The following is a 26,726-nucleotide window of genomic DNA, read 5'->3' on the forward strand; positions in this document are numbered from 1 at the left end:
GTTGGTATCGAGAGTGAGGGTGACGGATGGCCGAGCGGGTGGGCGCGGATCCACTGGGCGGCGTACCGGCGTTGCCGGGTGACGGCGGGATCGGTGAATCGGAGCTGCGCCAGTTGCTGGCCGGGCTGACCGCCGTACGGGACGGGGACTTCCGTACGCGGCTGCCCGACGGGGCGGACGGGCTGCTCGGGGAGATCGCCACCGTCTTCAACGGGATGGTCAACCAGCTGTCGCTGTTCACTTCCGAGGTGACGCGCGTCGCCCGCGAGGTCGGCACCGAGGGAACCCTGGGCGGTCAGGCTGACGTCCCGGGGGTCGGCGGCGCCTGGTTGGACCTCACGGATTCGGTCAATTTCATGGCCGGAAACCTCACCGCGCAGGTGCGTTCCATCGCCCAGGTCGCGACGGCCGTGGCCAAGGGCGATCTCTCGCAGAAGATCACCGTCACCGCCCGCGGGGAGATCCTGGAGCTGAAGGAGACCATCAACACGATGGTCGACCAGCTCTCCGGGTTCGCCGGTGAGGTCACCCGGGTGGCCCGTGAGGTCGGTACCGAGGGCCGGCTCGGCGGGCAGGCGGACGTCAAGGGCGTCTCCGGCACCTGGAAGGACCTGACGGAATCGGTCAACGTCATGGCCGACAACCTCACCGCCCAGGTCCGTTCGATCGCCGAGGTCACCACCGCCGTGGCCCAGGGCGACCTGACGCAGAAGATCCGGGTGGACGCCCGCGGGGAGATCCTGGAGCTGAAGGAGACCATCAACACGATGGTCGACCAGCTGTCCGCCTTCGCCGACGAGGTGACCCGGGTGGCCCGCGAGGTCGGCACCGAGGGCAATCTGGGCGGCCAGGCCACCGTCCGGGGGGTCTCCGGCACTTGGAAGGACCTCACCGACAACGTCAACGTCATGGCGTCCAACCTGACCGGACAGGTCAGATCGATCGCCCAGGTCGCCACCGCCGTCGCGCGCGGCGACCTGTCGCAGAAGATCACGGTGGAGGCGAAGGGTGAGGTCGCCGCGCTGGCCGGCGTGATCAACACGATGGTCGACACGCTGTCCGCGTTCGCCGACGAGGTGACCCGGGTGGCCCGTGAGGTCGGCACCGAGGGCCGCCTCGGCGGCCAGGCCCGGGTCCCCAATGTGGCGGGCACCTGGAAGGACCTCACGGACAACGTCAACTCCATGGCGAACAACCTGACCGGCCAGGTCCGCAACATCGCCCTCGTCACGACCGCCGTCGCCAACGGCGACCTGTCCAAGAAGATCGACGTGGACGCCCGCGGCGAGATCCTGGAGCTGAAGACCACCATCAACACCATGGTCGACCAGCTCTCCTCCTTCGCCGCCGAGGTCACCCGCGTCGCCCGCGAGGTCGGCAGCGAGGGCCGGCTCGGCGGCCAGGCCGAGGTCGAAGGGGTCTCCGGCACCTGGAAGCGGCTGACCGAGAACGTCAACGAGCTGGCCGGGAACCTCACCCGGCAGGTGCGGGCCATCGCCGAGGTCGCCAGCGCGGTCGCCGAGGGCGACCTGACCCGCTCGATCACCGTCGACGCCTCCGGAGAGGTCGCCGAACTCAAGGACAACATCAACTCCATGGTCGGGTCGCTGCGGGAGAGCACCCGCGCCAACCAGGAGCAGGACTGGCTCAAGTCCAACCTGGCCCGCATCTCCGGCCTGATGCAGGGCCACCGGGATCTCGCCGCCGTCGCCGAACTCGTCATGGACGAGCTGACGCCGCTGGTCGCCGCCCAGTACGGCGCCTTCTACCTCGCCGAGGACAGCCCCCGCGGCACCGTGCTCACCCTCGTCGGCTCCTACGGCCGTCCGGCGGACACCGAGGAGGGCACGCGGTTCGCCCTCGGGGAGTCCCTCGTCGGGCAGGCGGCCCGCAGTCACCGGATCATCGCGACCGACCGGGTCCCCGGCGACTACATCATCTCCTCCGGGCTCGGCCACACCACGCCCGGCAGCCTGATCATCCTGCCGATCGTCGTCGACGACCAGGTCCTCGGCGTGATCGAACTAGCCTCCTTCAGCGCCTTCACCCCCGTCCACCGGGATTTCCTCGCCCAGCTGATGGAGACCATCGGCAGCAACGTCAACACCATCGTCGCCAACGCCCGTACGGACGAACTCCTCGGCGAGTCCCAGCGGCTGACCGGCGAACTCCAGGCCCGATCCGAGGAACTCCAGGTCCAGCAGGAGGAACTCCAGCGCTCCAACGCCGAACTGGAGGAGAAGGCCGCGCTCCTCGCCAGCCAGAACAGCGACATCGAGGCCAAGAACCTGGAGATCGAACAGGCCCGGCAGGAACTGGAGGCCCGGGCGCAGCAGTTGTCTCTGGCCTCCACCTACAAGTCGGAGTTCCTGGCCAACATGAGCCACGAACTGCGCACCCCGCTCAACAGCCTGCTCATCCTGGCCCAGCTGCTCGCGCAGAACCCCACCCGCAACCTCACCCCCAAGCAGGTCGAGTACGCGGGCATCATCCACTCGGCCGGATCCGACCTGCTCCAGCTGATCAACGACATCCTCGACCTGTCGAAGGTCGAGGCGGGCAAGATGGACATCAACCCCGAGCGGGTGCACCTGCCCCAGCTGCTGGAGTACGTCGACGCCACCTTCCGCCCCATGACCACGCAGAAGAGCCTCGACTTCACCGTCACCACCGCTCCCGACGCCCCCGACGACCTGCTCACCGACGACTCCCGGCTGCGCCAGATCCTGCGCAACCTGCTCTCCAACGCCGTCAAGTTCACCGAACGCGGCGGCGTGGAGCTCCGCATCGAACCGGCCACCGCCCCCGAGATCCCCGCCGGGGTCTCCCGGCGCGGCCCCATGCTGGCCTTCCGGGTACGGGACACCGGCATCGGCATCCCCGAGCAGCAGCTGGAGTCCGTGTTCGGCGCCTTCCAGCAGGCCGACGGCACCACCAGCCGCAAGTACGGCGGGACCGGCCTCGGCCTCTCCATCAGCCGCGAGATCGCCCAGCTCCTCGGCGGGGCCGTCACGGCCGAGAGCACCCCCGGCCAGGGCAGCACCTTTACCCTCTACCTGCCGGTCAGCCGCGCGGACTACGAGGACGCCCCGGACGGCGACACGGTCGTGCCGCCCGCCCCCGAGGGCACGTCCGAGGCGGGAGACCCGGGCCGCCGGGACACCCCCGCCCTCCCGGCGCAGCGGCACCCGCGCCGGCTGCTGGTGATCGAGGAGCGGCCGAACGGTCTGCTCTCCCTCGTCGCCGAGAGCGCCGACCGCGACTTCGCCCCCCACCCCCACGCGGCGGGGGAGCGCGGCGGCATCCAGGTCGTGGGCGCCACGAGCTCGCGGGAGGCGGCGGCCGCCCTGGCGTCCGACGCGTTCCACTGCGTCGTCCTGGAACTGGACATGCCCGACGGCGAGGCGCTGCGCTTCCTCGACGCGCTCGACGGCGATCCGGCCCTCTCCTCGCTCCCCGTCCTCGCCCACAACAACCCCCGGGTCCGGACCGGCCGCGAGGATGCCCTGCGGGAGCGGGCCGCCTCGCGCCGGGTGGAGCTGCTGTCCAGCCTGGACGAGCTGCGCGAACGCATCGCCCTCCACCTGTCCGCCGATCAGCCCGGGGACGTGCTGCCCCTCGTGCACGCGGACGCCCGGCGGCCGCAGGACGCCCACGTACCCGACGGCGACCTCGCCGGACGCACCGTCCTCGTCGTCGACGACGACGCACGCAACCTCTTCGCCCTCAGCGGGGTCCTCGAACTGCACGGCATGCGCGTCCTGCACGCCGAGGACGGCCGCAAGGGCATCGACGCCCTCACCGGCAACACCGACGTCGACCTGATCCTGATGGACGTGATGATGCCGGAACTGGACGGCTACGCGGCCACCGCCGAGATCCGCCGGATGCCCGCGTACGAGGCCCTGCCCATCATCGCGGTCACCGCCAAGGCGATGCCCGGGGACCGGGAGAAGAGCCTCGCCGCCGGCGCCAGCGACTACGTGACCAAGCCCGTGGACGCCGACGACCTCATCGCCCGCGTCCGGCACTGGCTCACGCGATGAGCGGGGACACGGCACGCAACGGCGCCGTCCACCCGCCGTCGGCGCTGGGCGCCGGCCGGAGCGCCCGCGCCATCCCGGACCAGTCCCCGACCCCGCTGGGCCGTCTCGTCGCCACCGTCGAACGGCTCCGCCGGGAGGTGCTGGAGGCGCAGGCGGCCGCCGACGGCCGCGCACTCGTCGAACTGGCCAAGGGCATCCTCATCGGGCAGCTGAACTGCACCCCGGCCGCGGCGGCCCGGCAGCTCGACGTCCTGTGCCGGGAAAGCGGCACCTCCCGCCTCGAACTCGCCGCCGACATCGTCAACCAGGCCTCCCGCGACCAGGTCAGCGAGATCGCCGCCGCGTTCGTCGAGGGCGCCCGAACCGGTACCGGTACCGGTGGCGACGACGACACCGCCGGACACGCCACGGTCTCGGTCCGGCTGCGGACCGCCGAGAGCGGCATGCTGGCCGCCGCCTCCGACACCCAGGCCGTGGCCGAGTCCCTGCTGACCAATGCCCTGGGGCCGCTGGGAGCGGTCGCCGTCGCCGTCTGGACCGCCGTGCCCGACGGCTCGCTGGCCCTCGCCGGCCACGCCGGGTTCCCGTCCAGGGAGGCCGTCCGCTGGCGTCACGTACCTCCCGGGGTCTCCACCGTCGCCGGTCTAGCACTGCGGGAACGCCGGCTGGTGACCCTGCCCCGCCTGGGGCGCGCGGGGCTGCCCTCCGTCGGCCACCTCCAGTGGCCGGACGGCGGACGGATGGCCGTACCGACGGGGACGGGCGGACGGATCCACGGCGTCCTGGAGATCTGCTGGCCGCAGCCCCTGGCGCCGCAGCCACCACAGATCGAACGCCAGGTCGAAGCCCTCGCCGAACTGTGCGCCCGCACCATGGACGCGGCGCCGCCGGTCGACCCGACGGCCGTCGACGCGGTGCTCCCCGACGTCGCCGAACTCATCGACCTCGCCGAGGGGCTCCAGGACCCCGCCGTGGTGCTCACCCCGGTCCTCGACCCCGAGGGCCGCCTCAGCGACTTCAGGATCCGGCACGCCGGCAGCCGCTTCGTCGACCCCGTGGGACGACCGCGGGGCGACGTCAACGGTGCGCTGCTGCTGGAGGCCTACCCGATGGCCGCCGCCGAGAACGGGCTGTTCGACATCATCGAGCGCGTCCACGCGACCGGCGAGCCGTTCCGTGCCGAACGCATGAGCCTGACCGCGCTGGTCGACCAGATCCCGCTCACCTCGGTCGCCGACATCAGCGTCAGCCGCCACGGCGCCGCCGTACTCCTGATCTGGCGGATCGAGGACGAGACGGCCCGGCTGGCCAACCTCCTCCAGCACGCCCAGCGCCTGGGCCGCATCGGCGGCTTCGAGGAGAACCTGGCCACGGGCGAGACCACCTGGAACGCACAGCTCTACGCACTCCACGGACTCCCGGCCACCGCACCCCCCGTACGGCTGCGCGAACTGCCCGGCCACGCCCATCCGGACGACTCCGCCGCCCTCGGCCGCTTCCTGCGGGCGCTGCTGCGCCACCGACGCCCGTCCTCCGTCAACTTCCGTCTCCAGCGGCCCGACGGCATCACCCGCCACATCCGGGTGGTCGCCGAGCCCGTCCTCGACGCGGACCAGCGGCTGCATGCCGTACGCGGCGCCTACCAGGACATCTCTGCCCAGCACTGGACCGAGGTGGCGCTGGCCGCGACCAGGGACCAGCTCGCCCACACCGAGGCCGAGTCCGCCGAACGCAACCGGCTGGCCCTCCAGCTCCAGCACGCGATCATGCCGGTGACACCACCGGCCGTCGAGGCCCCGGGGATGCGGGTCGCCGTCCGCTACCGGCCGGCCGAGACCGAGTCGCTCGTCGGCGGCGACTGGTACGACACCGTGGTCCTGCCCTCCGGTCTCATCATGCTGTCCGTGGGCGACGTCGCCGGCCACGGCATCGAGGCCGCCACCGGCATGGTCGTGCTGCGCAACGCCCTGCGCGGCCTGGCCGTCACCGGCGCGGGCCCGGGCCAGCTGCTGTCCTGGCTCAACACGGTCACCCACAACCTCGCCAAACACGTGACCGCCACCGCCGTGTGCGGCCTCTACGACCCGAGCACGCGGGTGCTGCGCTGGGCGCGCGCGGGCCACCTGCCGCCCGTACTGGTCCGCGGCGGCGGGGCCGAGGCCTTCCCGCTCATCGAGGGCCTGCTCCTCGGCGCCCTGCCCGATGTCGTGTACGGCGAGCGCGAGGTGCGGCTCGAACCCGACGACACGCTGCTGATGTTCACGGACGGACTGGTGGAGCGGCGGGATTCCTCGGTCCAGGACTCGCTCGGACACCTCGTGAACGCGGCGGCCGCCGGAGCCGGGGACCTGGACGCGCGGCTGGACCGCCTCCTCGCCGGAAGCCGGTCGGACACGGACGACGACACCTGCGTGATCGGCATCCAGGTGGGCTGACGGCCGTCCCCCGGGAGGGTTGACCACCATGCCGTACCTGCCGGTAACTTGAGCGCGGTCCAGAAGCGCCGACGGAAGGAACGGGCACGTGCCGAACCACGACCTGACCGGCTTCACCGAGGGTTCGTTCACCCACGACGGCGCGACCCGCCACGTACTGCGGGCGGGCACGGGCCCCGCCGTGATCGTCATGGCGGAGATCCCGGGCATCACCCCCAAGGTGCTGGAGTTCGCCGAACGGGTGGCCGCGGCCGGCTGCACCGCCGTGCTCCCGGTCCTCTTCGGCGAGCCCGGCCGTGACCCGGACCCCCGCGCCGTCGGCTGGGCGAGCAGCGGCCGCTACATGGCGTCCACCATGTGGAGGGTCTGCGTCAGCCGGGAGTTCACCCTGCTGGCCACGGGCCGCAGTTCCCCCGTCGTGGGGTGGCTGCGGGCCCTGGCCGCCGCCGAGCACGAGCGGTGCGGCGGCCCGGGCGTGGGCGCTGTCGGCATGTGCCTGACCGGCGGCTTCGCGCTGGCCATGGCCACGGACGAACGCCTGGTCGCGCCGGTCCTTTCGCAGCCCTCGCTGCCGTTGGCCTGCACGCCCGGTCGCGCCGCCGCCATCGACATCAGCCCGGAGGACCTCGCGGTGGTCCGCGGGCGCTGCGAGCGCGAGGGGCTCCAGGTCCTCGGGCTGCGCTTCCGGGGCGACCGGCTGGTCCCGGCCGACCGCTTCGCGTCCCTGCGGCGCGAACTCGGCGAGGCCTTCGTCGCCGTCGAGCTCGACGACGGCGACGCGAACCCCGACAGCGCCCTGCCGCCGCACTCCGTCCTGACGGAGCACCTGATCGACGAACCGGGCAGGCCCACCCGCGAGGCGCTCGACACGGTCCTCGACCTCTTCCGCACCCGCCTCCTCCTGGAAGAGCGCCCCGCCCCGGCGAACTGACGCCGCGAACGCCACCGGCGCGCCGAAGTGTGCGCGCGTCGCCACATGGACGGCCGGGGGAGTGGCAATCTTGGACAGATCACCATAAAACGGCGATCCGCCGCGCCCCCCGCCCCCGTCATCCGCACCAACCCGTATCCGGGTCGCGCGTCGTGCGCCCGGTGCGGCTTCGTCCGTTCACCACACTCCAGTGGTTTGTATATGTCGGTCACCGACGTATGGTGGGTCGTGAAGATCCTTCCGGACGGCAGCGGATCCCGCCCGCCGTGCCGGGATTTCACCTTGCGACCGAAACGGAGTGCTCATGGCCACCAGGAAGAACCTCACCGTCAACCGGGAATCCCTCGTCCACAAGGTCCGCTACGCGGCCGGCCGCCCGCACCGCATCGCCCCGTACCTCAAGCGCGCCGCGCGCGACCGGTGGCTGGCCTTCAAGCACCCCGACCACGTGAGCTACTACCGGGCGGTGATGGCGTCGGACACCCGCCGCAACCCCGAGGCGGCCGTCGGCAGCCAGACCCACGAACGCTGGCTCGCCCTCGGGAAGATGCAGTTCGACTACCTGCTCGGCCACGGGCTGCGGCCCGGCGCCCGCATGCTGGACATCGGCTGCGGCAACCTGCGCGCCGGCTGGCGCTTCATCGACTACCTCGACGCGGGCCACTACTACGGGATCGACATCTCGCCCGACATCCTCATCGCCGCCAAGCAGACGCTCACCGAGCGGGGACTCCAGGCCAAGGTCCCGCACCTGACCCTCACCAGGAACCTGACGCTGGACTTCCTGCCGGACGCCTACTTCGACGTGGTCCACGCCCACAGCGTGTTCTCCCACTCGCCGATCGAGGTGATCGAGGAATGCTTCGCCCACGTGGGCCGTGTCCTGGCCCCCGGCGGTCACTTCGACTTCACCTTCGACCGCACGACCGGCACCGAACACCAGGTCCTGCGCGAGGACTTCTACTACCGGACCCAGACCCTCCTCGACCTCGCCGCCCGGCACGGACTGGCCGCGCGTTTCATGGAGGACTGGGAGGAGCTCGGCCACGGCCAGTCCAAGATCCGCATCAGCGCCGTCGGTGCCGATGCCTGAGGGCAGCAGGGCAGCAGTGCAGCAGGGTCGGGCAGGGGCCGGCGGACAGCGGATCAGGCGTGCCCCGTCGTACCGGAGTTCCTGCGGCGCCACAGACGAACGCCCAGGCCCGTGGCCGTGAGCAGTACCAGGCACGGGACGGCGTTCGCCTCGCTCACCACCCCGGAGAAGTGGCCGAGGACGAGGAACGGCGCCACGGCCAGCGCGAACTGGCCGGCCGTACGGACACCCGACACGGCCGTCCGGCCCGCCAGAACGAGGGCGGCGACGACGGGTACGGCGAACCGCCAGAGCTCGATCATGCCCAGCCCGCCCGCATCCAGCAGGGCGAGGATCACCACGGACAGCGGCGCCCACATCAGCAGCGCCACCAGCCCCGCGGCGCCGCCGACCCGGCGCGACGGCCGCAGGTCCGCAGGACACACCAGCGGCAGCGCCGCGATCAGCAGGGGCGGCACCAGATACGCCGCATGCTCCAGCGGCATCTCCATGGCTCCCGGCAGCGAGACGGCGATCAGGCAGGCCGAGGTCCCGGCCACGGCTGCGAACGCGCACCGCGCACCGACGGCGAACTGGCCGCCGAGCGCCACCACGACGCCGATCAGGGTCAGCAGGTTGCAGCCGACGAGGGCGTAGCCGATCGGACCCTCGACGTCGGGCCGGCCGGTGACGTAGGCGTTGTTCAGCGTCGAGGCGAGCAGGAACGCGGCGCGTGCGCCCAGCGCGGCCAGCGCGAAGGGCGCCGCGGCCGCGAGGAGCCGCCCGCCGCGGTGCGCGGAGCCGACGCGCAGGCGCAGCCGCAGTGCGTGCGCCACGATGTCGCAGCCCTCCCGCAGCCGGGTGAGCCGCCCCGCACCCTCGGTCGCCTCCCGGTAGGCCTCGGCGATCTCGTCACCGAAGACCCGGCGGAACTCCGCCGGGTACAGGCGCAGCAGGCGAGCGTTCACGCCGTGGCCGTCTCGCCGGATACGCCCAGCCGGCGGGCCGCCTCGCGGGCGGTCGCGGCTATCCGCGCCGCCTCGGCGGCCAGGCTCTCCCGTCCCGCGACGGTGAGGCTGTAGGTGCGCCGCAGCCGGCTGTCGACGATCTGCTCCTCGTGGACCTCGATCAGCCCCTGCCCCAGCAGCCGCTCCAACGCCCCGTACAGGGTGCCCGTGCGCATCTTGACGCGCCCGCCCGAGATCAGCTCCACCTCCCGGGCGATCGCGTACCCGTGGCGCGGCTCGTCCGCGAGCGCGGTCAGGAGGAGAAGGGTCGGTTCCTGCATCGCGCGATCACTCATGCCCGCATGGTAAGTCACCCACCGGCATATGTCGCCCGGGCGAATGACGACCGGCAGGGGGCCTTCTCGGGAAGGCCGGCGGGGCACCCGGTCAGGAGATGGCGTACCACTGGCTGGCCCAGCCGGTGTTGATGGTGGCCTGGGACTGCTCGCCGAGGTTCACGGTGGCGGGCAGCGAGGACTGGCCGGTCAGGATGCTGCTGTACCGCAGGTTCGGCGGCGTCAGCCCGGCGTTGACGGAGATGCCGGCGCCCGTGGACTTCAGGGTGAGGGCGTTGGTGGCCCAGTTGCCGTTGAGCAGCAGGGCGATGAAGTACGTGCCGGGGGCGGCGGTGAAGGGCTTGGCGAGCGGCAGCGGCTTGGCGATGGCGTCGGTCATCAGCTGGGGCGAGATGTCGGCGGTGGACCCGACCAGCGTGCCCTTGGCGTCGTACACACCGAGGTAGCAGTTGGCCAGCTGGGCGTTCGGGTCCAGCCCGGCCAGCCCCAGCCAGATGTTCGACCAGGTGATCTGCTCGCGCAGGACGATCCGCACCAGCGTGATGCGGCCGCCGACCCCCGCCGAGGACTGGGCGGTGACGTGGCCCGCGTCGTTGGGGTCGCCGGTCCACGCCAGCAGGTTCTGGTCCTGCGGGCGCGGGCCCTCGAACCCGGAGCCGCCGCCCTGCGGGGCCGGCGCGGACGCCGTCGGCCCCGTCGTGGCGGCTCGGTTCTTGTCCGGGGCGGTGCTGCAGCCCGACAGGGCGAACGCCACCGCGAGCGCGGTGACGAGGCCGGTCGCGGCGGTGGTGATGGTGCGGGTGCGCATGGTCCCCCCATGAGGTGCTGGTGGTACGGGTTGTGCAGAGACGGACATGATCACACGGCTGCCGGCCCGGGCCGCAGGGCGAGTGTCCAGGTGTTCAGGACATGCCGGCCGGGCCGGTCCTCGTGCTGTTCCGCGAGGGTCACGGTGAGCCGGTCGCCGGTCCGGCGCAACGCGCCGCGGTACAGCCAGGTCCGGTCCGGATCGACCGGAAGCAGCTCGGCGAGAACGGTGTCCGCCAGCCGGCGGTCGACGGCGCGCAGCACCCCGGCGTCGAGGACCAGGATGGTGCCGTCCGCCGGCACCAGGGGCTTCGGGCACACCGGGTCGGTGAGGGCGGCCGGTCGTACCGGGCTCGCGGGCCCTGGTGCCGCGCCGGGACCGGCGGGGGCGGCAGCCGAACGGCCCACGTCGGGCCCTCGTGCCGGGGCCGCCTCCCGCGACCGCGCCTATCGTGGGAGGAACCCCCACGAGCGGGACGGAAGGCACACGGACAGGTGGATCGTGAACGGATCCGGGATCGACTACCGGGCGGTGTTCCACGCGCTGCCGGGCGCGGCCGCGCTGCTGACCCCTGAACTCGTCTACGTGGACATCAACGCGGCCTACCTCTCCGTGGCCGGCCGCACCCGCGAGGAGCTCATCGGCCGCCACATCTTCGACGTCTTCCCCGACAACCCCAACGACGCCGCCGCGACGGGCACGCGGAACCTGCGCGCCTCGATGGAGCGGGTCGTGGCCACCGGGGAGCGCGACGCCATGGCTCTGCAGCGCTACGACGTCGAGGACCCCCGGCAGCCGGGAGTCTGGGACGAGCGGTACTGGAGCCCGGTCAACGTCCCTGTCCTCAGCTCCGACGGCAGTGTGGCGCTGGTACTGCACCGCGTGGAGGAGGTCACCGAGCTGATCCGGGCCCGGGGCGCCCGCAGCGGCGAGGACGCCACCCAGGTCCTGGAGTCCGAGCTCTACACCCGCGCCCGGGAGCTCCAGGAACTCAACGAGCGGCTGCGCCAGGCCCACGCCCGCGAGCGGGAGGTGGCGCTCCACCTCCAGAAGTCGATGCTCCCCGAACCGAGCCCGCTCGCCCACCATCAGGCCGCCGTGCGCTACCGCCCCGCCGCCGCGGCCCTGAACGTCTGCGGGGACTGGTACGACCTCGTCGAGGCCCCCGGCTGCACCGCCGTCGCCGTCGGGGACGTCGTCGGCCACGGGCTGGGCGCCGCCGGGGTCATGGGGCAGCTGCGCAGCGCCCTCTCCGCCGCCTCGCTCGTGGCCGACGGCCCCGCCCAGGCCCTGGAGGCCCTCGGCCTCTACGCCCGCTCCGTCGCGGGAGCCGAGTCCACCACCGCCGTCTCGGTCTTCATCGACTGGAACAGCCGGAACCTCACGTACAGCAGTGCGGGCCACCTCCCGCCGGCGCTCTGCGACCCCGACGGCACCGTCGTCTTCCTCGACGCGGCCACCGACCCGCCCCTCGGGGCCCGCCCCGAACACGCGCCGCGCCCCCAGGCCCGTACGGAATTCACCGAGGGTTCCGTCCTCGTGCTCTACACCGACGGGCTCGTCGAGCGCCGCCGCGAGGACATCGACACCGGCCTCGGCCGGCTCGCCGACGCCCTCGCCCGGCACCGCGCCGCCGATCCCTCCGTACTCGCCGACGCCCTCCTGGCCGAGCTGGTACCGCCTGTCGGCGTCACCGACGACACGGTCCTGGTCGTGCTGCGCCTGGAAGGACAGGCCGACACGCCCACCGGATTGCATGAACATGCGTGAGCCTGCATACTCTTCCTATGTCTAAGGTCCTCACCTCCCTTCCCGCCGGCGAGCGCGTCGGTATCGCCTTCTCCGGCGGACTCGACACCTCCGTCGCGGTCGCGTGGATGCGCGACAAGGGCGCCGTCCCGTGCACCTACACCGCCGACATCGGTCAGTACGACGAGCCCGACATCGCGTCGGTGCCCGCCCGTGCCTCGGCGTACGGCGCTGAGATCGCCCGTCTGGTCGACTGCCGCGCCGCGCTGGTCGAGGAGGGGCTGGCCGCCCTCACCTGCGGTGCCTTCCACATCCGCTCCGGCGGCCGTGCGTACTTCAACACCACGCCGCTCGGCCGCGCCGTCACCGGCACCCTGCTGGTCCGGGCAATGCTCGAGGACGACGTCCAGATCTGGGGCGACGGCTCCACCTTCAAGGGCAACGACATCGAGCGGTTCTACCGCTACGGCCTGCTGGCCAACCCGCACCTGCGGATCTACAAGCCCTGGCTCGACGCGGACTTCGTCACCGAGCTCGGCGGCCGCAAGGAGATGTCGGAGTGGCTGCTCGCCCACGGCCTCCCCTACCGCGACAGCACCGAGAAGGCGTACTCCACCGACGCCAACATCTGGGGCGCCACGCACGAGGCCAAGACCCTGGAGCACCTCGACACCGGTGTCGAGACCGTCGAGCCGATCATGGGCGTGCGGTTCTGGGACCCCGCGGTGGAGATCGCCGCCGAGGACGTCACCATCGGCTTCGACCAGGGCCGCCCGGTGACGATCAACGGCAAGGAGTTCGCCTCCGCCGTGGACCTGGTGATGGAGGCCAACGCCATCGGGGGCCGGCACGGCCTCGGCATGTCCGACCAGATCGAGAACCGGATCATCGAGGCCAAGAGCCGCGGCATCTACGAGGCCCCCGGCATGGCGCTGCTGCACGCGGCGTACGAGCGTCTCGTCAACGCGATCCACAACGAGGACACCCTCGCGCAGTACCACAACGAGGGCCGGCGGCTCGGCCGCCTCATGTACGAGGGCCGCTGGCTGGACCCGCAGGCACTGATGATCCGTGAGTCCCTCCAGCGCTGGGTCGGCGCGGCGGTCACCGGCGAGGTCACCCTGCGGCTTCGGCGCGGCGAGGACTACTCGATCATGGACACCACGGGCCCGGCGTTCAGCTACCACCCGGACAAGCTGTCCATGGAGCGCACGGAGGACTCGGCCTTCGGTCCGGTGGACCGGATCGGCCAGCTCACCATGCGCAACCTCGACATCGCCGACTCGCGCGCCAAGCTGGAGCAGTACGCGGCCCTCGGCATCGTCGGCAACACCCACGAGACGCTCATCGGGGCCGCCCAGGCCGCCTCGACGGGCCTGATCGGCGCGATGCCGGAGGGCGGCGCCGAGGTCATCGCCTCCCGCGGCCGGGCCGAGGGCGACGACGAGCAGATGCTCGACCGCGCGGCGATGGAGTTCGGCACCGACTGACCCTCCGCCCTCCGCCCCGGGCGGCGGGAGCGCACCCGGCCCCCGGGCCGCGCCCCCGCCGCCCGTCGGCATGTGCCGCACTGGATCTCGAACCGGCCGGCACCGCCCCCGGGATTCGGCTGACGGTCGCCGATGCGCACGGTGGCGGGCAGCGCGCGCTGTGGCCCTGTCGGCTGCCCTCCGATAAGGATTCGTGTGCTGCGGACGATGTCCCTACTCTTGACCGCAGCGGGGGTGCGCGCGTCCCCGTAGGTCGCGGAGCCGTGGCAGAGCGGTCCATTGCGATCGCCGTGGGCGGGGTCCCGCCCACGGCGACTGACGGGGACGGGGCGGACCTGCCCCCAACTGTCTCGCGGGTTCAAATCCCGTCGGCACTGCGGCCGTCCACCACCGAAAGGGGCGCGGACCCTGGTCCGCGCCCCTTTCGGCGCGCTCGGCCGTCCCCGCCCGCCACCCGACCTCGGATGGCGACGACGGCACGTGCGCACTCAGCCACCGACTTCATCTGCCCGCAGCGTGGGCGGTGCCGCCGCCGCATGCCCTCGGCCTCGTCGGCGACGTACTGCCGGTTTCGCTCTCACGGGCGGGGTGTCCGGTCACGCATCCTGCCGGCCATGGCCAGGGTGCGCAGAGCCGCGGACTTGAGCTGCGGCCGCTCACGTACGAACCCCCGGACGGCACGCGGCGGCTCGTGGCTGAGCCAGTGCAGGGCCGCCCCGGCCCCGGCCCGGAGCACCGCACCCTCGTGCACGGTCAGCTCCCGTGTCTTGAGGGAGTCCTTGTAGGCGGCGTCGCCCCTGCCGAGATCGAGCATGCCGATCCCGGCGGCGGCAGCCGCCTCGATCATGCGGAGGTAGAGGACGCGGCCGGGACTGAACGTGGCGAAGTCCCGGTCGTAGGCGGGGAACCAGCACGACAGCACGGTGCGCGAGCGCAGACCGAAGTGTGCGGCGACGGGCCGCTCGCCCGCGTAGAGGACCGACAGCAGGCCCGAGCAGGACGGTGTCCGGGTGGTGGCGAGCATCCGCACCAGGTTGTTGATCCAGTCCTGGGCGAACCGGTCGCGCCGGCCGGTCCGGCGGTACTGGGCGGACTTCCACGCCATCAGCGTCTTCAGGACCGCCGGACTACGCTCGTCGAACACGAACCGCAGCGGCCCGGCCTGCCGGGCAAGACGGCGTTCCTGCGCCCGCGTAGCCTTCAGGAACTTGCGGGAACCGGCCCGGAGCAGGGTTTCGTAGCCGGCGTATCCGCCGACGGTGTCGATGTCGATGACGGGGGAGGCGAACCGCCCCGTGGCGAACGGCAGGAACAGGTCCTGGCCACTTTCGAGGTGGTTGAACTCCCAGACGGACAGGGAACTGGCCCGCAGGAGCTCGTGCGGGTCCACGGACACCCCGGGGCGCAGTACGGCCCCCTGGCTGTCGGACACACCCAGGCCGATGGCACGGCCGCGGCCCCACCGGCCCCGCTCGAAGGGAAAGAAGCCGACAGGCTCGCCGTCCTGGCGCACCACCGCGACCCTGGCACCCTGCCGGACACGGCCGACCGCCTGGCAGAACTCCGGGCTCATGAAGGGGTTGGCCTCCGGCGCCGTACTGGCACGCAGCTCGCCCCACAGCTCCAGGTCGGTCGGGCTCAGCTCGGCAGGGCGAATCACGTCGATGTGTTGAACGGTCACTACGGCTCCTGATTCGTCGGAAAACTCACCGGGCCCTCGGCGACTGCCGGCACACGAGTTGTGCGCTGCGGTCCCGCCGTGGTCGCGCACCGTCCCCGGCCCCTTGGCGGTGGGCCGGACATGGTGTGCGAGGGCGCCCGTACGGTGTTAAACGACTGTCGGAGTATCAGGCAGCGGTGGACGGAGCCGCCGCGACGGAGCACTTTCCGGGCGGCCGCATCAGGCCGAACGTCTGCCGCCTCGGCCCGTGCGTCGCCCGCCTCAGCTGCCGCGGCTCGTTCCCCGTGCCTGCAGGGGAGAGGGCTTTGTCAGCCGTTTTGCGGAAGACGACGGCTCATGACGGAGCGGTTCCGGATGGCGGGACGGCCGGGGACCGCAGGGGCGGTGGCGAGGATTCTGCGGTCCTCCCGGCGGGCAGTGGGCGCGCCGAAGGGGAACTCCGCAGGCGCCGGCCGGAGTTCCCGGAGTGCGTATTGCTGGCGGCGCATGACATTCCTCGGCCCGACTGAGCGCGGCCACAGGCCATTCACGGGACTCCCGGGGCGCCCGGTGCCGGGCGCGCCGCGGATCGTGCGGCAGGGGGCAGGAGAAGCTGCCGTTGAACGTAACCGGCGCAGGGCAGGCCCGGGCCGCATGACCGAATACCGCCCCATTGGGCACTGGCCGATTCTGAGGCCGCGGTGTTGTCGGGGAATCGGCGTCAGGACATGATCACTTCTCGCGCAACCTGACGGTCCATTCGGGAGTCGAGAAATGAGCAGCAAATCTCCTGCCACGAGACGGAGAACGGAGCTCCGTCCGCCCGACTGGCGCGCGGCGCAAAACAAGGTGGCCTGATACGGCCGACTCGGGCCGAACGGGGCCCAGTCGGACCCTGCGGGTCCTTGAATTCACCGGCCTCCTTCCTGTCGCCGCACAGGCGTTCCGTGTGCCGGCATGTCAATTCTCACCGCAAAAGAATGTTGGGTTTTCATGTACAAACGTTCAGGATTTCTGGCCCTGACCACAGCGGGCATAGTGCTGTGCACCTCTGGTCTCACGCCGTCCGTCAGCGCGGCAGCCGGCGGTACCGGCGACGGGAAGGGCTCCTATGCCGAAAGCAACGGCCTGACAGCGGATGACATCCGGCTCATCAACACACTGAACGAGAAGGCCCTGGAACTGGGCCGGCCGGACAAGCCCATGGGTGATGCCCTGCCGAGCGCCACCGAGTCCCTCAGGGCCCCCGCCGTGGCCGATCGCAGGGTGACTCCGCCGGCCGAGCCCCTGGACCGTATGCCCGACGCGTACCGGGCCCGCGGAGGCAGGGCCACCACCGGCATCAGCAACTACATACGCAAGTGGCAGCAGGCCTACAGCCACCGTGACGGACATATACGGCAGATGACCGAACAGCAGCGAGAGCAGCTGTCCTACGGGTGCGTCGGTGTCACCTGGGTCAACTCGGGCCCCTACCCGACGAACAAGCTGGCCTTCGCGTCCTTCGACGAGGAAAAGCACAGGGACGCTCTGGCGACCACCAGCCCCCGGCCGGGCGAGACGCGGGCCGAGTTCGAGGGGCGCATCGCCAAGCAGAGCTTCGACGAGGCCAAGGGGTTCAACCGGGCTCGCGAAGTGGCGTCCGTCATGAACAAGGCCCTTGAAAACGCGCACGACGAGAGTGCCTACCTCACCGGCCTCAAGGCAGAGCTCACAAAGAACAACGACGCTCTCGCCGGCGAGGACGGCCGGTCGAACTTCTACTCGGCTCTGAGGAACACGCCGTCCTTCCGGGACAGGAACGGGGGCAACCACGACCCGTCCAAGATGAAGGCGGTCATCTACTCGAAGCACTTCTGGAGCGGGCAGGACCCCCGGAGCTCCTCCGAGAAGAGGAAGTTCGGCGACCCCGAGGCGTTCCGCCCCGACCAGAACACAGGCCTCGTCGACATGTCGGCGGACAGGAACACCTCACGCAGCCCCGCCAAGCCCGGCGAAAGCTATGTCAACTTCGACTACGGCTGGTTCGGGGACCAGAAAGAAACTAACCCTGACAACACCATATGGACCCACGCCAATCACTACCACTCGCCTGAAGGCGGAATGGGACCCATGCAGGTGTACGAGAGCAAGTTCCGCAGCTGGTCCTCCGGATACACGGACTTCGACCGCGGAACCTACATCATCACCTTCATACCCAAGAGCTGGAACACCGCACCCGCCAAGGTCAAGCAAGGCTGGCCGTAACGACTGATCCGCGCCTCGCCGAGCGGACCGGCTCCCCCGGAAGTGGCCTTCGAGCCCGGGTTCCCGCGCGGCCCATCGACCACGATGCGCATGATCCCGGGTCTCGATCACCCCACGCGCGGGCGGGCCCTGATCGCCGGCCGTCCCCATGCGGACCTGCGCCGGCCGTACGCGCGCTCGGCGCGACGCCGGACGCCCGGGGCCGTTCACCCGGCCCGCTCGGCCCGCTCGGCCCGCTCGGCCCGCTCGGCCCGCTCGGCCTGCTCGGCCCGTTCGCCCCGGAGCGGAGTGGCAGCCGTCGGCTGTCAGATCCCGCACCTAGGCTGTCGGCGGTACCGATCAAGGAGCAGGGCAGTGCGAATAGAGCGTCACCAGGTGGCCGGGGCCGTCGTGTCGGCAGCGCGTGAGGACTTCACGAACCGCATCGGGGGGCAGGTGCGGTCCATGTCGAGGGCCGGCCGGATCACCACGTACGAATGGCAGTTGATCGCCGACGACTTCCTCGATTACCTCGCGGCGCTCTCCGTCACGTCACCCGACCTCGACAGCCCGGAGGCCAAGGCCGTCCTCAAGGACGCTTCCGAGGCCGCGGCCGGCGCCGTCGCCTACGCCGCCTACCACCCGCACTGCAGCTTCCAAGTCTTCCTGGATTACCCGAACTTCGGTATGAGCTACGACCCGGGTGACGATGCGCCCGAAGAGAGCGTCACTCCCGGCGAGTGGATCGACGCGCTCTGCCTGGCGGTCCTGAGGGACAAGGCCAAGTGGCATGGTGAGGCCTTCCACTTCGCCCGGGACAAGTTCGCCGAGAAGGCGCAGGGGACACCCACCGGCGAACTCGCCACCGCCCTGAATGCCGTGGTCCTCGACAGCACCGGCAACGACGAGGAATACCCGCCGAGCGCCCGGGCCAAGCTCGCTGCCGTCGACGCGGCCCTGGACCGCGTCCGTACCCGCGCTCGGGAGACCGGCGAGGGCTTGGGAGACCGGCCGGAGAGTGCGAGTGCGGCGCAGCCTATGCTTGCGGCGGCGCTGCGTACGCTGCGCGCCCTGGCCGCCGAGGACCGGGCCGCATTCGATGCCGCTCTGACCGACCTCCTCGTCGAGCACAGCACCCGGCAGGTCCCCTCGGCTTCCGCGCGCTCCCTTCTGCCGCTCGTCCCGATCGCCCTCGCCGCTCTCGCGTACCGGAAGCTCGGCTGGTCGCCCACCGTACGCAGCGACTACCTCCCGCACGCGCTGATCACCGGGTTCGAGACCCCGGGTCCGAGGGTCGCCGGCTTCGGCCGCGACCGGCGGCCGGACGCGGTAGCCGCGCTCGCCGCGGGCCCGCTGGTGGTGGAGCGGCCGGCCTGTGAGCGGACCGTGCACCCGCAGACCGAGGCCATGTACGAGGAGGATGTCCAGGAGTTGCTCACCGCAGTCGACGGACAACCCCTGAAGGTCTGGCGGCTCGCCTGGATCATGGACGACCAGGTGCGCCTGTTCAAGTGGCGTGCGGGGGATCCCGGCGAACTCGCGGATGCCCGGCTCGCGCCCCTGCGGCGGGCCGCCCGGATGGGGGCGGCACTGTTCCGCATCGCCCTCGCCGAGCCGGGAACCGAGGTCGAGGTGACCATCGAGGGCCGCGCACTGCGCTGTCCCGCCGAACGGGGCGAGGAGGCCGGTGCGTACTATTGGGAGAGGGCGGTCGCCCTCGCCCTGATCACCGGAGAGCGCGAGGACCTCGCCCCTCTGGTCCTCACCGGTCCTGCCTTCGCCCGCCCGGACGGCGCCGCCTTCAGCGCGTACCGCGAGGCCCTGCACGCCTACCTGAGGGGCGTGGACGCCGGACCGGCCGCGCAGCGAGCGCTCCAGCAGGTCGAGAACGCCAAGGACTGGGGCTTCGCCATGCCTCCGGCGGTGCTGCTGTCCCAGCTCATCGAGGGCGACGAGGAGAGCTTCAACCTGGCGCTGGCCGACGCGCTCGAAGCCCATCGCGCCTACTACCAGGTCGCCGACCGCGCCGACGATGCGGATGCCTCCATCAGTCTCGGCATCCTGGGCCTGGCCTGCCACGCCCGCCGGCGTGGCTGGGCCATCCGCGTCGAGTCCGCGTACCTTCCGCCGGACCTGCTGCGGGCTGCCGAGCCCTTCTAGGGCAGTGGCCCGGCCCCGCACGGGTGCTCGTAAGGTGTCGCGGGCAGCTCCGCAGCTTCGAGGCTCAGCGGCGGTACGCGGCTGTCGCGCTCATCACCGCGGCCGGGCCGGAAACCGGTGGGCCGCCACCGCACCCCCGACAAGCCCCGGCCGGCCCGGGGTGCGCGCTCCCGGCAGTCACGGGTACACCCTGGCCTTCGCCGCCGGCGCGGCGGTCGGCGGCCCCTTCGGTGCGTGGCGCCGCCCGGGGGTGAAGATGCGGTCCAGGTGGTGGTGGAGTACCGCGATGGCCGATTCGGGCTGCCGTTGGCCCACGAGGATGCTGGTCCCCATCGTCGCCGTCATCGCCAGAAGGCTGATCGCCTCCGTGCGGGCGTCGGCGTCCGGATCGGCCAGGCCGGCCTCCTGCGCCTGCCGGATCAGGCCCGTCAGCGCGTCCTCGGCGGCATCCGGCTTGTCGATGAACGGCTGCGCGGCGAGGGCGTCGTCCGTCACGGACAGGATCGAGTAGGAGCTGTAGAGCAGATGAAAGGTGCGGCTCTCCTCATCGGTGGGCAGGGAGGCCAGCAGGATCGCCTCGATGGTCGCGCGCGGGCCGGGATCCGGGCCGACGGCGCTCAGGCGGGCCCCCACACGGGCGGAGAAGCGGTCGGTGAGGTGCTGGAGCCCGTAGAAGAGCAGCTTCTCCTTGGTCTGGAAGTAGTACTGCACGAGCCGCAGTGACACGCCGGCCTCGGCCGCCACGTCCCGCATGCCGACGGCGTGCAGTCCGCGCCGTCCGGCGACCCGGACGAGTGCCTCGGCGATCTGCGTCCGCCGCTCCTCGTGGTCCACGCGCTTCGGCATGGTTCCTGTCTCCGCCCGTCGATGCTGAATGGGGTCCGGCCGCCCCAGCTCCTTTTCATGATACCGCCGTACCATTTTTATGGTACGTTCGTATTACGAAGAACGGATCTTCCAGGAGGTGCCCGTGCCCCAGACCACGACGACCCGACCCCGCGTGAGCCGCGACATCGGCCACTACGTGAACGACACGCTGCGGGACCGGTACTTCGCCGCCTGCGACGCCCTCTACGCGCTGGGCGCACCCGCCCGCTCCGAGACCGATGTCGAGACGAGCTTCGGCACCACGCACGTCTACCGCTATGGCCCCGCGGACCCGGCCTCCGAGTCCCGCACGCCCGTGGTCCTGATCCACGGGTCGGGGGGCTGCTCCGCCCAGTGGTACCCCAACACCCGCGCCCTCAGCGCCGAACGCCCCGTCTACGCCGTCGACACCCCCGGCGACCCCGGCCGCAGCGTCCACCGCGAGCCCATGTGGCAGCCCGAGCGCGCCGCGCAATGGCTGGACGAGGCCCTCGAAGCGCTCGGCCTGGACAAGGTCCACCTGGTCGGCTCCTCCTACGGCGGCTGGCTGGTCATCAACCAGGTCCACCGCCGGCCCGGACGGCTCGCCTCCGTCACCGCCCTCGACCCGGGCGGCCTGGAGAAGGTGGGGCTGCGCTTCTTCGTCTGGATCTTCGCCAGCCTCTTCGCCACATACGCCCCCAGGGCCTGGCGTCCGCGCCTCGCCAAGTGGCTGGAGCAGCCGGTGATCGTCGTCCCCGAGCTCCGCGCGATGATCCAGGCCGGCGTACGGGCCTTCCGGATCCGCCGCCCAGCCCCCCTGCCGCTGTCGGACGCCGAACTGGGCACCATCCGGACGCCGTTCTACCTGATCATGGGCAAGCGCAGCCTCCTCGTGCACCCGCAGAGGCAGCTGGAGCGGGTGCCGCGCGTCATCCCCGGTGCCCGCGCAGAGATCGTCGCCGCCACCGGCCACGGACCACAGATCGACCACCCCGACCTGGTCAACGCCCGGATGCTGGCCTTCATGGAGGACATCGACTCCCGCGGCGCGTGAGGCGGGCCGGCACGGGGCAGCCGCCGACCCCTCACATGGGCCCCTTCCGGCCGGTCAGGAAGCCACCGGCCGCCCGGCGATCACGACGTCGGCCTCGCGGCGCCAGCCGAGGGACGAGTAAAGGTGCCGGCCTTCATCACTGGCGATCAGCAGACCGGTACGGGCGCCCCCGGACACGGCCGCCTCCGCCAGGGCGCTCATCACGGCGCGCCCCAGGCCGCGTCGACGGTGCGCCGCGTCCGTCTCGATGCGATCGGCGATCGCGTCGCCGCCGACCACGGCGACGGTGCCGCGCGCCGCCACCTCACCGCAGGGGCCGCGAAGGGAGACGACCGTGACCGGTCCGTCCGTACGCACCTGTCGCTCGTACGGCGCGGCGGGCACGTGCCGCGGATGCTCGGTCAGATCGGTCGTCATGAGCCACTCGCCCCGGCGGAGCAGCTCCAGTCCCGCGGCGCCGACGACCGCTTCGGCCCTGCCCGGGCGCAGCGTGGGTACGGTGAGCCAGGTGACCTGCCGCGCGGCGGCAACGGCTGCCGCGAGCCGCGCCACGGACTCGGGCTCCTCGTCCGCGCGCAGCGCGAACACCTCCACCTCGCGCCCGGGTTGGTGACACTCGGACCGAAGCCCGTCCCCGCCGGGTCCGACCGGTTCGGCCTCGGGAAGCGAGCGAGCGACGGTCCAGCCGCCCAGCCAACGTCGTATCAGCTCTGATTCGATCTTCGTCATCCGGCGATTAGAGCATGACCACACCAGCCGGGCATGTACCGCTCTGCTGGACACCGAGCGCACCCGCGGGTGGGTGGGGTCGGGGGACAAGGGGTTCCCGTGAGCCGGCCGAAGCCGACGGATTGAACGCGCGGACGGGGCCGACGGCTGCAGCCGTCGGCCCCGTCACTCAGCGGTGGGGATCAGCAGGTGCCCGCCGGGCGCTCCCGGACCACCAGGTCGGTGGNGCCGGTCGTCGCGTCCAGCCAGGCGACCTGGCGGCCCGCGCCGGCCACCGGGTAATTCTGCTCACCGCGGTTGCAGGACACCCGCTCGCGGCGGGCGCCGTCGGTGGTCAGCTGCCACAGCTTCGGCAGCGACTCGTTGCGCAGCCGCGTGTCGGGCGTCCGGGCGACCAGGGTCAGCGCGTCCTGCGAGACCGTCAGGTCGGAGGCGATGAAGGCACCCGGCTTGTGCTCGCTGCTGACGAGGAAGGCGCCCCGGCCGTCCAGGCCGGAACTGACGACCGACACGAGACCGCCGTTGCCCTCGTCGCTGTCCGCCAGCCAGAACACGTTCTTGCCGTTGATGCCGGTCTGGCCCAGGCTCACCGGCTCGTCCAGCTGCTCCGTCAGGACCGCCTTGCCGGTGGTCAGGTCGACCACCTCCACACCCAGCCGGTACGAGCCGCCCTGCGAGTACAGCTTCGCGTAGGCGATCTTGTTGTCGCTGATGGAAGGCAGGGCAGTCAGGGTGTTCCACTTCTTGTCGTCGGTGAAGACCGGCGCCTTGTCGGTGGGCCGCATGTAGCCGACGTGCCGGCCGCCGAGGATGTCGTACTCCTCGAACACGACCGTGCTCTTCTCCACCCGCAGGCCCGCGACGCCCGTCGTCGAGCTGTAGAGCGTCTTGACCGGCCCGCCCGCCACCGGACGGGAGAGCACGTCGACCGAGGCCGGGCCGTACGCCGTCCACACCACCGTCTTGCCGTCCGTCGCCGGGGCCGTGTGGTAGCGGCCGTCGTTGGGGCTGATCACCTTCGGCGCGCCCTTGCCGTCGAGCCGGCCGGCGTAGACCGAGTAGGGCTCGGAGCCGTCGTCGTTGGACTTCGAGGCGGTCCACCAGCCGCCGCCCGCGCCGACGCCCGAGTCCGTGGTGTTCAGCGTCCCGAAGAGGGTGTCACTGTCGACACCGAGGGCCTGCTCCCAGCCCGGGACGATGCCGTGGGCGTTGAAGGACCGCTTGACGGTGTTCTGCTGGGCGGAGGTCGCGCCCAGCGCCTTGGCCGCGGCGAGTACCGCGCCCCGGGCTTCGGTGAACCCGTCGATCGGCGTCATGTACTCGGTGACGGCCTTGTACACGATCTTGTCGGCGAGCTCCCCGCCCAGGTCCTCGCGCATGTCCCACAGTGCGCCGGAGAAGATCGTGGAGTTCAGGTGCACGCCGCCGTTGTCGGTGGCGAACGACACGCCCAGGAAGCTCTTCGACGTGGTGGCCCCGTCGTTGAGGTCACGCAGCGCGCAGTCGGCGGCGGCCTTCGTGCGGCACAGGTCCTCGCCGATCAGGCCGGCGGCCGGATCGCTCATCGGTGTGCCGCTCGCCGTGACGTCGATCGCGTTGCCGAAGTAGTCGGCCAGGGCCTCGTTCAGGGCGCCCGACTGGCCCGCGTAGACCAGGTTCGCCGTGTGCTCGATGACCCCGTGGGTCATCTCGTGGCCCACGACGTCGGTGTCGGCGGACATCGGCTTGAACTCGTCGTCGCCGTTGCCGTAGACCATCTTGGTGCCGTCCCAGAACGCGTTGGCGTAGGGCATGCCGTAATAGGTCACGCCGACCAGCGAGTTGACGGCCCCACCGGCCCCGTCGAGGCTGTCGCGCCCGAAGTTCTTCTTGTAGAAGTCGTAGACCTGGCCCGCGTTCCAGTGGGCGTCCACGGCCCCCGACTCCGTCGCCGGCCTGCCGAAGGTGGTGGTCGGGGAGGAGAACATGGTGATGCCCGAGGGCCACTTGCCCGCCGTCTCCGACACCGACTTGCCCCGGGCGTCCCAGGTGGACAGCAGGCTCTTCGACGTGGCGCGCATCCGGCCCGCGTCCGCAAGGAGGTAGTTCCCCGCCGCGGGGTCGTAGGCGATGTCCAGCGATGCCGCGGCGCCACCGAGCCGGGCACCGGACCCGGTCTCGGGGACCAGGTTCGGGGGAACGGCGGGCGGCCCGTCCGCCGACGCCCCCTCCGCGACCTGACCGGCCGTCCCCGTGGCGGCCTTCGGGGCCGCCAGCGTCTTCAACGCGCTGTACTGGAGCGCCGGGTAGCCCGAGCGCGCGTCCACGTACACCTCGTCCACGACCGGCGCGCCGGTGCCGGGGGCGGTGCCGCGCACGGTGACGCGGTAGGCGAGTACACCGCCGCCCTTGGGCAGGACCACGAGGCCCTTGGCCTCACCGGTCATGCCGGTGGCCGCCGGGTCACCCGACTCCGACCGGGGCGCCTGGCTCTTGTGGAGGGTGGCCCCCAGCCGGCGGGCCGTGGCGGCGACCGCGCGGCGTACCGCCACGTCCTCGGCGACCTGGGGGGTGACGTCGGTCTTCAGGGCCGTGAAGTAGTGGCCCGAAGTGCCGGTGACCACGCGCTTGCCGTCCTGCTTCTGCATGCGCACGACGTACTGGCCGCCCAGGACGTCGACTCCGCGGTGCTTCTGCTGGAGCCGGACGGTCTCGTCCTTGGCCCCGGTGGCCGTCGCCGACAGGGTGGCGAGGTCGCTGCCCGCCCGCGGGATCTTGTAGCGGCTCTTGTTCGCCGCGAGGTGTTTGCGGGCCGCGTCGGCGGGGGCCGCCTTGGCGTCCACGGACTCCCGTATGCCCTCGACGAGCACCGGGGTCGCGGTGTCCTGGCCGGGCAGGATGTTCGAGGGGCCAGGGTCCGCGGCCCACGCCGGCGACGTCTGCAAGGTCATTGCGGCGGCCAGCAGAACCGCGATTCCTCCCGCGGATCGGAACTCTTTCCGCCATATCCGTCGTTCGGTCGGGGTCGGAGCCGACGAACCTGCGCTGAACTTGGGCAAGGGGTCTCCTCAACCATGAGTGCCTGATGCGTAGCTGTGAGTCGCCGCCATGCAAGCGCCGCAGGCGGCTCGCGACCAGAGCCGGGAGCCCCTCAGAAGTGGCCATGCACAGTTGTGGGGGCCCTGTGAAGGCGGTCAAAATCCCCGGCATGATCGAAACCGACCCGCACGACCGGACTCCCGCCCGTACGCAGGAAGACAGCAGGCCGACGGGCCACCCGGCCGCCGACCCGGCTACCGCCCCGGCCGTCGGCCCGGCCCCCGCCTCGGCCGTTGGCCCGCCTCCCGGCTCGGCCGTCGACCCGGCCGTCGGCCCGTCCGTAGATCCGGCTGCCGTACTGCGCGTCCTCATCCAGCGCCGACAGGACCTCCTGCACCGGGAAACGGCGGAACTGAGGTCCCTGCGCACCTACGCCGACCGGCTGGCCCACGAGTTACCGCCGCCGCCCGTCTTACCCCCCGGCCCCCCGGCCGGCGTAGAGGTCCTCACCGGCGCCGAAGCCGTCGAAGCCCGCCTGGACACCATGCTCGACTCCGCCGAGACGGAAGTCCTCGTCCTCGACCGCAGCGCGCTGACGGCGTCCCGTTCCGGGGGACTGGGGAAGGCCGGCGAGGCGGGGGAAGAAGCGGGCGCCTGCCGGATACGCCGTCTACTGGCCCGCGGCGTCGCCGTACGGACCGTCACCGACCGGCGCGGTACCGACTTCCCCGAACGGGCCCGAGAACTGATCGCCCTCACCCGACTCGGCCTCCAGGCCCGGATCGGGCAGCGCCTGCCCACCGGCCTGGTCCTCGTGGACCGGCGCACCTGCCTGCTGCCCCCACCGCCGTCGGACGGCGGAGGGGCCGAAGGAGCGGCCCTGGTCTTCGGCGGCTCCCTGCTGCACCGTGCCGCACTGCCGCTGTTCGAGTCCCTGTGGGCACGCGCCACCCCCGTCGGCAGCCCCGTCAGCCCCCTCAGCGCGGAGCAGCGGGAACTCCTCGGGCTGCTCGCTTCCGGCCTGAAGGACGAAAGCATCGCCCGCCGGCTCGGCGTACACGTGCACACCGCCCGCCGCCGGATCACCCGCATGCTGGAGGAACTCGACGCGGACACCCGCTTCCAGGCCGGAGTCCAGGCCGCCATCCGTGGCTGGCTGCAACCCCACCCCGCCGAACCCCAGGGGGCACCCCGGG

The 26,726-nt window shown here is 71.7% G+C and carries 17 protein-coding genes and 1 pseudogene; 10 read left to right on the plus strand and 8 right to left on the minus strand.

Annotated elements, in window-relative coordinates:
- Positions 1-26: 26 nt before the first annotated feature.
- The 4 genes from AAT21_RS13225 (at position 27) to AAT21_RS13240 (ending at position 8,505) form a co-directional block, all read left to right on the plus strand.
- Entirely contained in the window at positions 27-4,046 is a 4,020-nt protein-coding gene (locus tag AAT21_RS13225; RefSeq protein ID WP_046776787.1) for a HAMP domain-containing protein, read from the plus strand.
- A complete protein-coding gene (locus tag AAT21_RS13230; protein WP_079025599.1) occupies positions 4,043-6,481 on the plus strand; it encodes a SpoIIE family protein phosphatase in 2,439 nt (812 codons plus the stop codon). Before AAT21_RS13225 ends, AAT21_RS13230 begins: the two co-directional genes overlap by 4 nt.
- Before the next feature lie 88 nt (positions 6,482-6,569).
- On the plus strand, positions 6,570-7,412 hold the full coding sequence (locus tag AAT21_RS13235; protein ID WP_046776788.1) for a dienelactone hydrolase family protein: 843 nt from the start codon (positions 6,570-6,572) through the stop codon (positions 7,410-7,412).
- Positions 7,413-7,716: 304 nt separating this feature from the next.
- Complete coding sequence (locus tag AAT21_RS13240) at positions 7,717-8,505, plus strand: class I SAM-dependent methyltransferase (protein WP_046776789.1); 789 nt, start codon at positions 7,717-7,719, stop codon at positions 8,503-8,505.
- Positions 8,506-8,558: 53 nt separating this feature from the next.
- Here AAT21_RS13240 and AAT21_RS13245 read toward each other — a convergent pair whose 3' ends face one another.
- From AAT21_RS13245 to AAT21_RS13260, 4 genes are all read right to left on the minus strand, one after another.
- Positions 8,559-9,452 carry a hypothetical protein gene (locus tag AAT21_RS13245; protein ID WP_046776790.1) on the minus strand — a complete coding sequence of 298 codons (894 nt, stop codon included), beginning with the start codon at positions 9,450-9,452 and terminating at the stop codon, positions 8,559-8,561.
- Positions 9,449-9,787, minus strand: a complete 339-nt coding sequence (locus tag AAT21_RS13250) for a PadR family transcriptional regulator (RefSeq protein ID WP_046776791.1) — start codon at positions 9,785-9,787, stop codon at positions 9,449-9,451. Before AAT21_RS13250 ends, AAT21_RS13245 begins: the two co-directional genes overlap by 4 nt.
- A gap of 91 nt (positions 9,788-9,878) precedes the next feature.
- Positions 9,879-10,595 carry a hypothetical protein gene (locus AAT21_RS13255; protein WP_046776792.1) on the minus strand — a complete coding sequence of 239 codons (717 nt, stop codon included), beginning with the start codon at positions 10,593-10,595 and terminating at the stop codon, positions 9,879-9,881.
- A gap of 50 nt (positions 10,596-10,645) precedes the next feature.
- Positions 10,646-11,002 (minus strand): hypothetical protein, encoded by a 357-nt coding sequence (locus AAT21_RS13260; protein ID WP_235438879.1) that lies wholly within the window; start codon positions 11,000-11,002, stop codon positions 10,646-10,648.
- Between the two features lie 91 nt (positions 11,003-11,093).
- Here AAT21_RS13260 and AAT21_RS13265 point away from each other — a divergent pair, with 91 nt between their 5' ends.
- Together AAT21_RS13265 and argG are read left to right on the plus strand one after the other, a co-directional pair.
- Complete coding sequence (locus tag AAT21_RS13265) at positions 11,094-12,365, plus strand: PP2C family protein-serine/threonine phosphatase (RefSeq protein ID WP_046777351.1); 1,272 nt, start codon at positions 11,094-11,096, stop codon at positions 12,363-12,365.
- A gap of 17 nt (positions 12,366-12,382) precedes the next feature.
- A complete protein-coding gene (gene argG / locus AAT21_RS13270; RefSeq protein ID WP_046776793.1) occupies positions 12,383-13,834 on the plus strand; it encodes an argininosuccinate synthase in 1,452 nt (483 codons plus the stop codon).
- A 577-nt stretch (positions 13,835-14,411) separates the two neighbouring features.
- Here the strand turns inward: argG and AAT21_RS13275 are convergent.
- Positions 14,412-15,515 (minus strand): GNAT family N-acetyltransferase, encoded by a 1,104-nt coding sequence (locus AAT21_RS13275; RefSeq protein ID WP_046776794.1) that lies wholly within the window; start codon positions 15,513-15,515, stop codon positions 14,412-14,414.
- Between the two features lie 972 nt (positions 15,516-16,487).
- Between AAT21_RS13275 and AAT21_RS13280 the strand changes: the two genes are divergently transcribed.
- Both AAT21_RS13280 and AAT21_RS13285 read left to right on the plus strand, forming a co-directional pair.
- Positions 16,488-17,741: a protein-glutamine gamma-glutamyltransferase gene (locus AAT21_RS13280; RefSeq protein ID WP_046776795.1), complete on the plus strand. Its 1,254-nt coding sequence runs from the start codon at positions 16,488-16,490 to the stop codon at positions 17,739-17,741.
- A gap of 354 nt (positions 17,742-18,095) precedes the next feature.
- Complete coding sequence (locus AAT21_RS13285) at positions 18,096-19,880, plus strand: immunity 49 family protein (protein WP_052757758.1); 1,785 nt, start codon at positions 18,096-18,098, stop codon at positions 19,878-19,880.
- A gap of 177 nt (positions 19,881-20,057) precedes the next feature.
- Here the strand turns inward: AAT21_RS13285 and AAT21_RS13290 are convergent, their stop codons facing one another.
- The gene (locus AAT21_RS13290; protein ID WP_046776796.1) at positions 20,058-20,726 is read right to left on the minus strand and encodes a TetR/AcrR family transcriptional regulator; all 669 of its coding nucleotides are present in this window, start codon (positions 20,724-20,726) and stop codon (positions 20,058-20,060) included.
- 79 nt (positions 20,727-20,805) lie between these two features.
- Between AAT21_RS13290 and AAT21_RS13295 the strand changes: the two genes are divergently transcribed.
- A complete protein-coding gene (locus AAT21_RS13295) occupies positions 20,806-21,783 on the plus strand; it encodes an alpha/beta fold hydrolase (protein ID WP_107081251.1) in 978 nt (325 codons plus the stop codon).
- A 54-nt stretch (positions 21,784-21,837) separates the two neighbouring features.
- Here the strand turns inward: AAT21_RS13295 and AAT21_RS13300 are convergent, their stop codons facing one another.
- Both AAT21_RS13300 and AAT21_RS13305 read right to left on the minus strand, forming a co-directional pair.
- A complete protein-coding gene (locus tag AAT21_RS13300; RefSeq protein ID WP_046776797.1) occupies positions 21,838-22,512 on the minus strand; it encodes a GNAT family N-acetyltransferase in 675 nt (224 codons plus the stop codon).
- A 227-nt stretch (positions 22,513-22,739) separates the two neighbouring features.
- Positions 22,740-25,442, minus strand: a pseudogene (locus AAT21_RS13305) (M4 family metallopeptidase); the annotation flags it as partial.
- Between the two features lie 257 nt (positions 25,443-25,699).
- On the opposite strand from AAT21_RS13305, the gene AAT21_RS13310 reads away from it, so the two are divergent.
- Positions 25,700-26,726: helix-turn-helix transcriptional regulator (locus AAT21_RS13310; protein ID WP_167350576.1), on the plus strand; the 1,027-nt coding region annotated here is incomplete at its 3' end.

It is taken from the genome of Streptomyces yangpuensis, assembly GCF_001005295.1.
GTDB lineage: Bacteria > Actinomycetota > Actinomycetes > Streptomycetales > Streptomycetaceae > Streptomyces > Streptomyces yangpuensis.

What these genes read in the sequence shown, in the direction of transcription:
- AAT21_RS13225 (WP_046776787.1), top strand. Translation starts at nt 27, where the DNA reads ATGGCCGAGCGGGTGGGCGCGGATCCACTGGGCGGCGTACCGGCGTTG.
- AAT21_RS13230 (WP_079025599.1), top strand. Translation starts at nt 4,043, where the DNA reads ATGAGCGGGGACACGGCACGCAACGGCGCCGTCCACCCGCCGTCGGCG.
- AAT21_RS13240 (WP_046776789.1), top strand. Translation starts at nt 7,717, where the DNA reads ATGGCCACCAGGAAGAACCTCACCGTCAACCGGGAATCCCTCGTCCAC.
- AAT21_RS13250 (WP_046776791.1), bottom strand. Translation starts at nt 9,787, where the DNA reads ATGAGTGATCGCGCGATGCAGGAACCGACCCTTCTCCTCCTGACCGCG.
- AAT21_RS13255 (WP_046776792.1), bottom strand. Translation starts at nt 10,595, where the DNA reads ATGCGCACCCGCACCATCACCACCGCCGCGACCGGCCTCGTCACCGCG.
- argG (WP_046776793.1), top strand. Translation starts at nt 12,383, where the DNA reads ATGTCTAAGGTCCTCACCTCCCTTCCCGCCGGCGAGCGCGTCGGTATC.
- AAT21_RS13280 (WP_046776795.1), top strand. Translation starts at nt 16,488, where the DNA reads ATGTACAAACGTTCAGGATTTCTGGCCCTGACCACAGCGGGCATAGTG.
- AAT21_RS13290 (WP_046776796.1), bottom strand. Translation starts at nt 20,726, where the DNA reads ATGCCGAAGCGCGTGGACCACGAGGAGCGGCGGACGCAGATCGCCGAG.
- AAT21_RS13295 (WP_107081251.1), top strand. Translation starts at nt 20,806, where the DNA reads ATGGTACGTTCGTATTACGAAGAACGGATCTTCCAGGAGGTGCCCGTG.
- AAT21_RS13300 (WP_046776797.1), bottom strand. Translation starts at nt 22,512, where the DNA reads ATGACGAAGATCGAATCAGAGCTGATACGACGTTGGCTGGGCGGCTGG.